Annotated in this window: 4 protein-coding genes; all 4 read right to left on the bottom strand. The window is 72.0% G+C overall.

All coding sequences use genetic code 11. The features are described from left to right. Positions 1–82: 82 nt before the first annotated feature. From G5B31_RS00715 to G5B31_RS00730, 4 genes are read right to left on the bottom strand one after another with little or no spacing between them, the layout of a single operon-like run. Complete coding sequence (locus tag G5B31_RS00715; RefSeq protein WP_165012809.1) at positions 83–718, bottom strand: 4'-phosphopantetheinyl transferase; 636 nt, start codon at positions 716–718, stop codon at positions 83–85. Then, positions 711–5,216: a MupA/Atu3671 family FMN-dependent luciferase-like monooxygenase gene (locus G5B31_RS00720; RefSeq protein ID WP_165012811.1), complete on the bottom strand. Its 4,506-nt coding sequence runs from the start codon at positions 5,214–5,216 to the stop codon at positions 711–713. Before G5B31_RS00720 ends, G5B31_RS00715 begins: the two co-directional genes overlap by 8 nt. Beyond that, positions 5,213–6,238 (bottom strand): glycosyltransferase, encoded by a 1,026-nt coding sequence (locus tag G5B31_RS00725; RefSeq protein WP_165012813.1) that lies wholly within the window; start codon positions 6,236–6,238, stop codon positions 5,213–5,215. Before G5B31_RS00725 ends, G5B31_RS00720 begins: the two co-directional genes overlap by 4 nt. Positions 6,239–6,242: 4 nt before the next feature. Next, positions 6,243–12,590, bottom strand: a complete 6,348-nt coding sequence (locus tag G5B31_RS00730; protein WP_165012815.1) for a type I polyketide synthase — start codon at positions 12,588–12,590, stop codon at positions 6,243–6,245. Between the last annotated feature and the right edge of the window lie 60 nt (positions 12,591–12,650).

Below are 12,650 nucleotides of genomic sequence, written 5' to 3' on the forward strand. Positions count from 1 at the left end.
GGCCGGATTTTCCGGTCCATTGGACCCGCAGAATAGCGGCCCCGCCGCGCTTGTCGCGGCAAATCGTCGCTGCGGCGCGGCGTCAGAGGGCGACGACGGTCAGGACATGGCCTGCCGCCCGGCCCCAGCGGCCCTGCAGCCGGTCGCCCATGGCGAAGGGGGCGGCGGCGGCGCGGAAGGTGGCGGTGAAACCGTCGCCATGGAAGGACAGCGCCAGGGTGTCGAAGCCGAACAGCCGCCGGCTGCGGGCATATTGCGCCTTGTAAGCGGCTTCCTTGGCCGAGAAGGCCAGCTTCGCCGCCCGCCCCGGCGCCGCCTGCCCGCGCGCCCAGTCCTGTTCCTCGGGCAGCAGCACACTGTCCCACAGGTCCGCGGGCAGGTCTTCGTCCTCTTCCAGGTCGATCCCCAGCCCCCCGCCCCGCCGGGCCGCGGCCAGGCAGGCGCGGCGGGTATGGGTGATCGAGCCCGCCACCCCCTTGGGCCAAACCGGGGCGCGGTCCGCCGCCATCGGGATCGCCGCAGGCGGCAGGCCGAGTGCCTGCAGCGCAGCCCGGGCGGCATGGCGGCCGGCGGAGAACTCCGCCAGCCGGGCCGGCACCGCGGCAGGCGGGGCCTCGCCCGCCAGCAGCGGCCAGAGACGCGCGGGATCGGCGGCGGCCACCGCGGTTCCCGGCGGCAGCAGCTGCCGGGCCAGCGCCGTCAGGGCGGCGTCAGGCATCGACCCCGCGCCGCGCCAGCCGCATGGCGCGGCGGCGCTCCATCGCGTCGGCAAGGGAGTCTCCCTGCGCCACGGGGGCAACCGGCGGCGGCGCGGCCGGAGCAGCCTTCGGCCCCTCGATATGCGCCGCCAGCTGCTCCAGCACCGGGAAGCGGAAAATGTCGGTGATCGAGACCTTCGCCGCCCCCATCCGGTCGCGGATTTCCCGATGCGCCTGCACCGCCAGCAGCGAATGCCCGCCGAGGGCGAAGAAATTGTCCTTCGCGCCGACCTTCGCCACCCCCAACACCCGCGCCCAGATCGCCGCCAGATCGGCCGCGACCGAGGAGGCGGGCGCCTCGAAGGCCGGGACACCGGCCTGCGGGGCGGCGGCCGAAGAGGGTTTCGGCAGCGCCTTGCGGTCCAGCTTGCGGTTCGGCGTCAGCGGCATCGCCGCCAGCGGCACGAAATGCTGCGGCACCATGTGGTCCGGCAGGTCCGCCGCCAGCGCCGCCCGCAGCGCCGGTTCCGCCGCCGTGCCCACCACATAGGCCACCAGCCGCGGGTCGCCGGGGCTGTCCTCGCGCACCAGCACCGCCGCCTGCGCCACCCCGGGCTGGCGTTCCAGCGCCGCCTCGATCTCGCCCAGTTCGATCCGGTAGCCGCGCAGCTTGACCTGGTGGTCGGCCCGGCCCAGGAAGTCCAGCCTGCCGTCCGCCCGCCGCCGCACCAGATCGCCGGTGCGATACATCCGGCCCGGGTGGAAGGGGTTGTCGCGGAAGCGTTCCGCCGTCAGGTCCGGCCGCTGCCAGTAGCCGCGCGCCACGCCCTCGCCGCCGATCCACAGCTCGCCCTCCACCCCGGGCGGCACCGGCTGGCCGGTCTCGTCCAGCACGTAGAGCTGCTGGTTGGCCAAGGGCAGGCCGATGTTCACCACCGGCTCCGGCGCGCCCACCTCCTCGACCGAGGACCAGATCGTCGTCTCGGTCGGGCCATACATGTTCAGAAGCCGCTTCACCCCGGCCTGCCGCAGGTCCTCGGCCAGCGCGCCGGGCAGCGCCTCGCCGCCCACCAGCATCGTCTGCACCTGGCCGAGCGCCATCCGGCTGTCCTCGTTCAGCGCGATCATCCGGGCCATCGACGGCGTGCATTGCAGATGCGTCACCCCGTGCCGCAGGATCTGCGCGGCGATGGAGAAATCGTCCGCCTCCACCCCGCCGCCGGCATTGGCGCGCTTCACCACCTCGGCCAGCGGATAAAGCCCCTCCATCACCTTCTCCGGCGCGATGCCGTAGTCGATCAGGCAGGCGACTTCGGAAACGCCGATCCGCTTCAGCTGCTCCACCCGGGCCAGCGCATCCTCAACGGCGCCGAACAGGCCGGATTCGTCGAAATAACGGTGGAAGGCGTAGTCCAGGATCGCCGCCGCATCCTCCTCGGACAGGTCGCGGGTGTCGATGTCCATCGGCTTGGTCGCGCCCTTCGGCTTCTTGAAGGCCGGGAAGGTCCAGGCATATTGCTTCACCAGCGCGGTGGCGGCGCCGAGATAGGCCTTCATCGGCCCCTCGGCGATGCGCTTCACCTGCTCGCGGTCGCGGCCGACACAGGTGTGCAGCATCAGGGTGACCTTGAAGCGCGCCGGGTCGTGGCCCGCCTTTCGCAGCGCCTCGTGATAGATCGCGATCTTGCCGGCCACCTCGTCGATCGACTGGCCGAGAAGGTGGGTCAGCACATGTGCCCCCATCTCGCCGGCCTCGCGCCAGGTGTCGGGGTTGCCGGCGGTGGTGACCCACATCTCCAGTTCCGGCGACACCGGGCGGGGCTGGGTCTTCACCGTGAAAGTGGTGCCGTCGGCTTTCGGGAAATCCACCCCCTCGCCGCGCCAGAGCCGGCGGATCTGCTCGGCCGCCTCATACATCTTCGCCTTGTTCTGCGGCGGCGCATTCTCGGGCCGCAGCACGAAATCGTCGGGATGCCAGCCGGAGGCGATGGCAAGCCCGGCGCGGCCGTTGGTCAGGTTGTCGATCACCGCCCATTCCTCGGCGATCCTTGCCGGATGGTGCAGCGGCACCACGCAGGACCCGGCGCGGACGGCGATGTTCTTGGTCACCGCCGCCACCGCCGCCCCGGTGACCGAGGGGTTCGGATAGGGCCCGCCGAAGGCGTGGAAGTGCCGCTCGGGCGTCCAGACCGCGCAGAAGCCGTGGCTGTCGGCGAAGCGGGCGCCTTCCAGCAGCAGCTCGTATTTCTTCGGCCCCTGCCCGTCGTCGTTGCCCCAGTAGTAGATCGAGAAATCCATCCTGCGGTCGCTGGCGATTCGGCCCGAGGAGACCAGCGCCCGGTTCTCGTCCGAGGAGATCACCACCTTGAAGCCGCGGGAAAGCGTCCAGAACAGCTCCAGCACCGAGATGTCGAACGACAGCGAGGTGACGGCCAGCCAGGTGCCCGGCTCGGTGCCGAGCCGGTCGTCCATGCCGGCGAAGAAGTTCGCCACGTTGCGGTGTTCGACCTGCACCCCCTTCGGCCGCCCGGTCGATCCGCTGGTGTAGATCATGTAGGCCACGTCTTCCGGCCCGACGCCGGTGACAGGGTTGGCCTCCGGCGCCTGCGCCAGCCGGCCGTCGGTGTCGAGGCAGAGCATCTCCACCGCGGCGGGCAGGCGCGGGGCAAGGTCGCTCTGGGTGACGATCACCGGGCAGGCGCTGTCTTCGGCGAAAAGCGCCAGTCGGTCGGCCGGATAGGCCGGGTCCATCGGCACATAGGCGCCGCCCGCCTTCTGGATCGCCAGCGCGCCGATCACGAGGTCGAGCCCGCGGCGGGTGGACAGGCCGACCAGCGTGCCGGGCCCGACGCCCATGGCGATGAGGGTATGGGCGGCACGGTTGGCGCGGGCGTTCAGCTGGGCATAGGTCAGGGTGCGGGCCTCGAAGGCCAGCGCCGGGGCATCGGGGGTCTTCGCCGCCTGCGCCTCGAAGGCGGTATGGACCATCAACCCGCGGTCGTGGTCGCGGGCGGTGGCGTTCCAGCGCTCGATCACCTCATGGCGCTCGGCCTCGGTCAGGGCGGGGATCGCGGAGAGCGGGGTCTCCGGCGCCGCCACGGCGATCTGCGCGGCGACATGGGCGATGCGGGCGGCCAGCGCCTGCGCCGCCTCGGGCGCGATACGGGCGGCATCGTAATGCAGCGCCCCGGGGGTCAGGGTGACGGCGGTGCCGGGGATCGGGCCGGCCTCGGACAGGCCGAGCGGCGGCGGGGTCAGGCCCTGCAGCGCCGTGTCGCGGGTCATCAGGTCCAGCGGCCAGCCTTGCGCGGGTTCGGCCAGCGCCGCGGCGGTGGCGGCAAGCGCCTGCCCCAGCGGGCCGGAGTCCAGCCGCAGCGGCTCCCACCCCGCCAGATAGCCGGGCAGGCCGCGGGCGGCGCGGGCCACATCGGCCGCCGCGCTGCCGGAGGCGCGCAGGGCGGCAAGCGCGAGGGTCGGCAACTCACCCGCCAGCGGCAGGCTGTGCCAGTCCGGCGCGGTCCCGGGCTTCGCCGCCAGCGGCAGCGGGTCCAACCCGGCCAGCGCCGCGCGCAGGGCGCCATCGCGCGGGGCCGCCTCGGCCAGCGCAGCGGTCAGCCGCGCCGCCTCCTCGGCGGTCAGCCGCGGAAGCGTGGCTTGGGTGACGGTGGAGGGGCAGACCGGACCGCCCTTGATCTGGCAGCTCAGCCGGTTCAGCCGCACCGCGCCAGAGCCGCAGGCCACCACCAGCCCCTCCGGCGTGGCGGACAAAACGGTGCCGGGGGCGCCCTGCCCCTGCGCCACCTCGGCCGCGCCGACGTTCAGAACGCGCGCGCCGGTGTCGATTTTCGCCGTGGTCAGCGGGTTCCAATAGCGGCCATGGTCCAGCGCGCGGACCAGCCGGACGACCTCGGCCGCCGGGCGGGCGAAGTCGATCCGGCCGAAGGCGGCGGGACGGTCGCTGCGCCTGTGCAGGGCGCCGGGGACGGCGGGCTGCGGGCGGGGGTTCACCCCGGTTTCCAGCTGCGCCAGCACGGCGGGGAAGCTCTCCAGCCCGGCCTCGAAGCAGCGGCTGTTCAGCGTCAGCGCGGTGTCGTCCCCGGCGATGGCGAAGCGGCGCTCCTCCAGCACCCGGCCCCGGTCCACCCCGCCCTCGATCAGGTGCCAGGTGATCGCGTGCTCCGCCTCGCCGGCCAGGATCGCCCAGACCGGCGCGTTCAGCCCGGCATGGGCGGGCAGCGGGCCGTCGTGGAAGTTGACCGCCCCCTTCGCCGCCCGGGCCAGCACCGCGGCGGGCAGCACGGTCAGGTTGGCGACCGAAAGCAGCCAGTCGGCCGCGGGCAGGCGGTCGGCGAGGTCGGGCCCGTAGGGCTCCACCCGCAGGCCCTGCGCCATGGCCCAGGCCCGGACCTCGGCGCTGCGGGTGACCACGGCGGCGATGCCGTGGCCGCGCCGCAAGAGCAGCGCCCCGCATTCCGAGGTGAGGGTTTCGTTGCCGATCAGAAGTGCCGAGAAGCTCATGTCATTCTTCCTTGCCCCTTGACGGCGGGGCGATCCTGGGGGTGCGCGTTCCCTGGGAGTCCGATGGCGGGCCGGAAAAGATGCCGCAGGTGATGGGCGGCAAGGTCGCGCAGATAGCGCGGCGGGTCGCCGCGGTCCTTGCGCTGGATCAGCAGCCGCAGCCGCCACAGCATGCCGCCCGCCAGCGTGGCGAGGGTGGCAAGCAGGGCATGGGCGCTGCCGTGGTTCTTGGTGAAGTAATGCAGCCGGGAGTCGAGCCAGAACCGCGGGATCCTGGTCCAGCCCTTCATCCCGGTGGAGGCCGATCCGATATGCGCGACCCGGCTTTCCACCACGTAATCGGTGGGCCAGCCCGCCAGCGCGGCGCGGCGGCAGAGGTCGGTCTCCTCGAAATAAAGGAAGAAGGTCTCGTCGAAGAGGCCGATGCGGTCGAGGACCGAGCGGCGCATCATCAGGCTGGCCCCGGCCAGCCAGTCCACCCGCGTGGTGGCCTCGGGGATCGGCTGCGCGACGATATGGCGGGACAGCAAGCGCGAGACCGGGCCGAAGCGGACCTGCGCCTCGAACTCCCCAGGGATCGAGGGGAAGCGGAAGGCGGTGCGGTGCGGCTCGCCCTCCGGCCCGTGGATGTAGCTGCCGGCAAATCCGGTCTGCGGATGGGCCTCCAGATGGTCCAGCAGCGCGCGGATGGCATCCTTCGCCGGAAAGGCGTCGGAGTTCAGCAGGTAGACGTAGTCCGGCTGCGACCCGTCCGGCAGCCCGGCGCGGATGCCGAAGTTGTTGCCCGCCCCGAAACCGCCGTTGCGGCCCGATTGCAGCACCCGCACCCGCTGCGGCCCGGTGGTCCAGCCGCGCGTCTCGGCCTCCGCCGCCAGCCGCTCGTAGGACCCGTCGCCCGAGGCGTTGTCGACGATGACCAGCGCGCCCTCGATCCCCTCCAGCGCCGCCAGCGCCGCCTCGGCGGAGCGGAGGGTCATCTCCGGCGTGCGCCAGTTCAGGATGACGGTCAGGAGACTGGGCATGGCGCTACTCCGCCGCCTGGGCCAGCGGCGCGGGGGCCGCCTCGGCCGCCTCGATCACCTGCCGCATCCGGGCGGCCAGCACGCGGACGTTCGGCTCCAGCACCATCGAGTCGTGGTCGCCGGGAACTTCCTCCACCCGCAGGGCGGGGGCGAAGCGGGTCAGGTCGTTGTCGGGCAGGACATATTCCTTGGCCGAGGACACCCATCTGCCGCCAGAGACCTGCCAGCGCCGGTCCAGCGGCGGGCGGAACAGCACCGTCGCGCCCTCGCGCTGCGGCATGGCATAGCGCGGCAGGGCGGCGCGGAAGGCAGCCTCGATGGCGGCATCGTGGAAGGCGGCCTCCTGCGGGGCGGCCTGCAGCTGGCGTTGCCGGCGCTTCCATTCCGCCCGGGCGCGGGCCCAGTCCAGCAGGTAGCGTGGGCCCTTGGCCCGCAGTTCCGCCAGCTTGATCAGCGCCCTGTCGGTGCGGGTCAGCACCGGCCGCAGCGGGACCGGCGTGTCCAGCAGCACCAGAAGCGGCACCTCTTCCCCGGCGACCTCCAACTGCCGGGCGATCTCCCAGGCGATCAGCCCGCCGCCAGAGAAGCCGCCCAGCAGGTATGGCCCCTGCGGCTGCACCTGCCGCATCTCGGCAATGTAGTCGCTTGCGGCTTCGGTGAAGTCGTCATGCGGGGCATCGTCGCCCAGCAGGCCGCGGGCCTGCAACCCGTAGAACGGCCGGTCGCCGCCGAGCAACTGGGCCAGGTGGCGCAGGTTCAGCACGTTGCCGAACATGCCGGCGACCAGGAAGAACGGCGTCCTCGGCCCGCCCTCGCCGCGGTGCATCGGCACCAGATGGGTGAAGCGGCGCTGCGGGGCGCGGGGCTTCGCCTCCTCGGGGCCTTGCGGCGCCTCGTCGGGGGTGCCGACCTGTTCGGCGATCAGCTTCGCGCAGGCGGCTATGGTCGGCGCCTCGAACAGGACCGAGATCGGGAAATCCACCCGGAAGGCCTTCTTCACCATGGCGAACAGGCGCACGGCGATCAGGGAATGGCCGCCGAGATCGAAGAAGCTGTCCTCGATACCGACGCGGGCCACGCCGAGCAGGTCCTGCCAGAAACCGACCAGCCGCTTCTCAATGTCATTGCGCGGCTCGACATATTCGGTGTCGAGGTCGGGGCGGTCGAACCCCTGGCCCTCGGGGCGCGGGGCCTCGGCGGCGGCGGTCTGGCGGATCAGCGCCGGCAGGTCGAGCGAGGAGACGATGACCTGCGGGGCATTCATCGCCAGCACCCGGGCGAAGGCGCGGGGGCCTTCCTCGGGGCGGATGCCCTGGGTGAAGGCGTGGATCAGCCGTTCTTCCGCGGGGGAGAGCGGCTTGGCGGTGGCGTCCATCTCCAGCGCCCGCGGGTCCGGCGGCGGGAAGCTGAGCGCGCCGTCGAGGCGGTGGATCGTGAAGCCCTCGATCTCGACGCAGACTTCGCCTTCCGGGGTGGCAAGGGTGATGTCGAAGCTGGCAGTGGGACGGTCCGCCGCGTTGGCGGCAGCGTTGCGGACATGGCTGACGATCTCGGCCGGCAGCGGGCGGAAGGCGCGCAGCCGGGCGTAGGAGACCGGGACCCAGAGCCGGTCGGGCCGGTAGCCGGCGATCAGCTCCATCGCCCAGCCGGTCGCCAGATCCATCAGCGCCGGGTGCATCAGCCAGCCCTGCTCTGGCTCCCCCGCGAAGGCGGCGGGCAGGCGCAGGCGGGCGAGGCCCTCGGCGGCGCCGGTCGCGCGCGAGGCCAGCACCCGCCAGCGCGGGCCGAAGTGCAGATGCGCCTCCTGCGGGCTCGGGAGTCCTTCGCCGGTCTCCGGTGCGGGCAGGCGGGCGGCGATGGACTGCGGGTCGATCCTCGCCGCGGTCTCGGACAGCGGCAGCAGCCGGGCCGAGGCGTGGTGCAGCCAGCCCTTGCGGCCCTGCACTGTCACCGCGGAGTGGATGTCCAGCGCATAGCCCTCGTCGCTGCGGGTCAGGCGGGCGCGGATTTCACGGGCCTCGGTCTCGCCGATGTCCAGCGCCCGGAAGAAAGTCAGGTCGCGCAACTCGAACCCGCCCGTCTCGCCCTGCGCCGCCCAGGCTTCGGCGGCGATCTCCAGGTAGCCGGTGCCGGGGATCAGCGCGGTGCCTTCGGCGGTGCGGTGGCCGTCCAGCACCCAGCGGTCCATGGCGTAGGTCGCGGTGAAGATGCGGTTCCCTTGCCCGTCGAAACCGGCCTCGTCCAGCATCGGGCGACGGATCGGCAGGCGCGGCGCCTCGGGCCGGCCCAGCCGGTCGGCCAGGCTTTCGGCCGCCATGCCGACGCCCTGCCAGATGCCCCAGTCCAGCGCCACCACCCGGGTCTTGCCGCCCACGCGCGACTTGGCGAAGGCGTTGAGGTATTCGTTCGCTGCCACATAGTCGATCTGCCCCGCCGGGCCGGTGACGGTGGAGGTGGAAGAGAACAGCACCATCAGCGCCAGCGAGCCGTCCGGGAACAGCCGGTCCAGCACCTGCGTGCCGTGCAACTTCGGCGCGAAGACCTCTTCGACCTCGGCCGGGGTCTTGGCCATGAGGGGGCCGTCGTCGACCACCCCGGCGGCATGGATCACCGCATGGACCGGGCCGAAGCGTTTCACCCCCTCGTCGCGGGCGGCCTGCATTTCCACCACATTCGCCACATCGGCCTGCGCCACGAAAACCTCGCCGCCAAGCGCCTCCAGCCGTTGCAGGGCGAGGATGCGGCGGGCCACCGGGTCGGCCGGGTCGTGGCCGGCCAGCAGCCGCGGCCAGAGCGCGCGGTCGGGCAGCGGGCGGCGGGCGATCAGGGTGATCTTCACACCATGGCGGCGGATCAGGTCCTCGGCCAGCGTCAGGCCGATGCCGCCGAAGCCGCCGGTGATCAGGACATGGGCGCCTTGCGGGAAGGACAGTTCCTCCTCCGGCAGCGGCGAGGGCTTCAGCCCCAGTTCGTAGCGGCGTTCCCCGCGCAGGGCGGCAAGGGTCGGCTCTCCGATCAGCTCCTCCAGCACCCGGTCCACCAGCGGCACGGGGTCCTTCGGCAGCGGGCCGAGGTCCAGTGTGCCGACGGAGAGCCCCTGCACCTCGCGCGGGATCACCCGGGCGGGGCCGAGGATCATTGCCTTTTCCGGGTAGGGCAAGGCTTCCGCCTTCACCTGCACGGCGCCGGTGGTCAGGGCGGTCAGCCGGATCGGGCCGGGCAGCCCCTCGTCGGCGATGGCCTGGGCCAGGAACATCAGGCTGTAGAAGCCCTGCTCGATGTTGCGGTGCAGGAAGCTGGAGCCGGGGCGGAAGGTCTCTCCCTTCGTCACCAGCCAGAAATGGGCGATGCGGTCGGGGGTGAGGCCACGTTGCCCCAAGTCGCGGATCAGGAGATCATAGCCCTCGCGGCCGCGTTCCGGCGACAGGATGTAATTGCCGCGGTCGTCGCGGGCGAAGGTATCCCCGGCGCGGACGGTGACGACGCGGTGGCCGGCGGCCCGCAGGCGCCCGGCCGTGGCGGCGGCGAGGCCGGTGTCGTCGGCGAAGAGCAGCCATGTCTGCGGCGGCAACTCGGCCAGGTCCTCGATTTCCGCCGCAGGCACGGGCCGCCAATGCGGGCGCCAGCCCCATTGCGCGATGTCCGGCAGGCGGGCGGGCAGCGCCTCGGGCTCTTCCGCCGCGGGTTGGCCGGGTTCGATGAAATAGGGCTTCTTCTGGAAGGCATAGCCCGGCAGCGGCACCCGCAGCCGGCGCTTGCCGCCCCAGACCGGCGTCCAGTCCACCGGCACGCCGCAGGCCCAGAGCCGGGCGATGGAGGCGATGTGCCAGGCGTCGTCGGCCATCCGCTGCTCGGGGTGGCGAAGCGCCGGGACGACCTGGCCGGAGGCGATGCCGTTGGCCTGCGCCAGCGAGGACAGCGCCCGGCCCGGGCCCATCTCCATGTAGACGCGGGCCGGGGTGGCGGCCAGCGTCCCGATGCAGGCGCGGAAATCGACGGTGTTGCGCAGGTGGCGGACCCAGTAGTCCGGGTCGGTCGCTTCCTCGGCGGTCAGCGGCTGGCCGGTCCGGTTGGAGATAATGGGAATCGTCGGCGGGTTCAGGCGGATGCGGCGGAGGTAGTCGCCGAAGGGTTCCAGGATCGGCTCCAGCATCCGGGAATGCGCGGCGATGTCGATGGCGATGCGTTGGGTCTCGATGCCTTCGGCGGCAAGCGCGGCCGCAAGCGATTGCAGCGCGGCATCGGGGCCGGAGACGACGCAGAGGCCGGGGGCATTGACCGAGGCCATGTCGAGATCGCCGGTCAGCCGGGGGCGCAGTTCCGCCTCGTCCAGCGGCACCGAGAGCATCCCGCCGGGGGGGATGGTGTCGAACAGCCGCCCACGGAGGAGGACCAGGCCGATGCAATCCTCGAAGGACATCACGCCCGCTAGCGCGGCGGCGGTGTTCTCGCCCATGCTGTGCCCGACAAGGGCGGCAGGGGTGACACCCCAGCTTTCATACAGCTTCGCCAGCGCGTATTCGGTGATCATGATCAGCGGCAGCTGGACCGAGGGGCGTTTCAGCGCCTCGTTCGCGGCGGCTTCAGCCCCCGGTTCCGGCAGCCAGAGCGCGCGGAGGTCGTAGTCGAGCTGCGGTTGCAGGATCGAAAGCCCGCGGTCCATCCAGTCGGCGAAGACAGGCTCGGTCTCGTAGAGGTCGCGGGCCATGCCGGCGAATTGCGCGCCGCCGCCGGGGAACATGAAGACCATCTCGGGCGCGTCCAGCCGGTCGTGGCTGAAGACGCGGCGGGGGTCGGCGCCCTCCAGCAGGGCAGCGGCTTCCTCGTGGGTCGAGGCGACCAGCACCCGGCGCCTGTCGAAGGCGCGGCGGCCTTCCTTCAGGGTCCAGGCCACATCGGCCAGCGGCTGTTCGGGATGGGCGCGCAGATGGGCGGCGAGGCGTTGTGCCTGCGCATCCAGTGCGGTCTTCGTGCGGGCGGACAGGACCAGCGGCTGGAAGGGCCAGTCGCTGTCCTCGGACGCCGGCCTCGGCGGCGCCTCCTCCAGCACCGCATGGGCATTGGTGCCGCCGACGCCCAGCGAGTTGACGCCGGCCCGCAGGATGGGAGCCTGCCAGTCGGTCAGGCGATCGTTGACGCGGAAGGGCGAGGTCTCGAAGTCGATGGCGGGGTTGGGGGCCTCGTAGCCCAGCGACGGCGGCAGTTGCCGGTGGTGCAGCGACAGCGCCACCTTGATCAGGCTGGCCACCCCGGCGGCGGTGTCCAGATGGCCGATGTTGGTTTTGACCGAGCCGATGCGGCAGGTCCCCACGCTGTCAGAGGTCTCCCGGAACGCCTGCGCCAGCGCGGCGACCTCGATCGGGTCGCCGAGATAGGTGCCGGTGCCGTGGCATTCGACGTAGCTCACCGTATCCGCCGAGACCCCGGCGATCATCTGCGCCTCGGCGATGCAGGCGGCCTGCCCGTCGACCGAAGGCGCCAGATACCCGGCCTTCGCCGCGCCGTCGTTGTTGACGGCGGAGCCCTTCAGGATCGCCCAGATATGGTCGCCGTCGCGGATGGCGTCCTTCGCCCGCCGCAGCACCACGCAGCCGGCGCCGGAGCCGAAGACCGTTCCTTCCGCCCGGTGGTCGAAGGCATGGCAATGGCCGTCGGGCGAGAGGATCTCGCCCTCGGTGTAGAGATAGCCGCGGGCATGGGGCAGCTCGATGGTCACGCCGCCGGCCAGCGCCATGTCGCATTCGCCCGAGAGCAGCGCCTGCGCGGCATAGTGGACCGCCACCAAGGAGGTGGAACATGCGGTCTGGACGTTCACCGACGGCCCGCGCAGGTCGAAAATATGGCTGACGCGGGTGGCGAGGAAATCCTTGTCGTTGCCGGTATGGCGCAGCAGGAACATGCCGGTCTGGTCGACCAGATCGCGGTTCGAGCAGAGGTTGAAGTAGAAATACGACCCCATGCCGCAGCCGGCATAGACGCCGATGGCGCCGGGGAAATGTTCGGGCGGGTGGCCGGCGTTCTCCAGCGCCTCCCAGGCCACTTCCAGGAACTGGCGGTGCTGGGGGTCGAGGATGGCGGCCTCCTTCGGGGAAAACCCGAAGAACTCGGCGTCGAAGTCCTTGAAGCCGTCCAGCACGGCGGCGGCGGGGACGTAGTTCGGGCGGCGCAGGCGGGCGGGGCTTTCGCCGGCGGCCAGCAGCTCCTCCTCCGACAGCACGCGGATGGATTCCACCCCCGCCGAGAGGTTCCGCCAATAGGCGCCGATGTCGGCGGCGCCGGGCAGATGCGCGGCCATGCCGACAATGGCGATGTCGGTCTCGGCCACGCCGGGGAAATCCGTCTTCACAGTCATCACACGTCCTTGCGGCCCGCCGGGATATGGGAAGGCTGGCACGGCCGCGCCAGCCCCTGC

It is taken from the genome of Rhodobacter sp. SGA-6-6, assembly GCF_011043545.1.
Taxonomy (GTDB): Bacteria; Pseudomonadota; Alphaproteobacteria; order Rhodobacterales; family Rhodobacteraceae; genus Pseudogemmobacter.

Coding starts and splice junctions, on each gene's coding strand:
- G5B31_RS00725 (WP_165012813.1), bottom strand. CDS start 6,238: ATGCCCAGTCTCCTGACCGTCATCCTGAACTGGCGCACGCCGGAGATG.
- G5B31_RS00720 (WP_165012811.1), bottom strand. CDS start 5,216: ATGAGCTTCTCGGCACTTCTGATCGGCAACGAAACCCTCACCTCGGAA.
- G5B31_RS00715 (WP_165012809.1), bottom strand. CDS start 718: ATGCCTGACGCCGCCCTGACGGCGCTGGCCCGGCAGCTGCTGCCGCCG.
- G5B31_RS00730 (WP_165012815.1), bottom strand. CDS start 12,590: ATGACTGTGAAGACGGATTTCCCCGGCGTGGCCGAGACCGACATCGCC.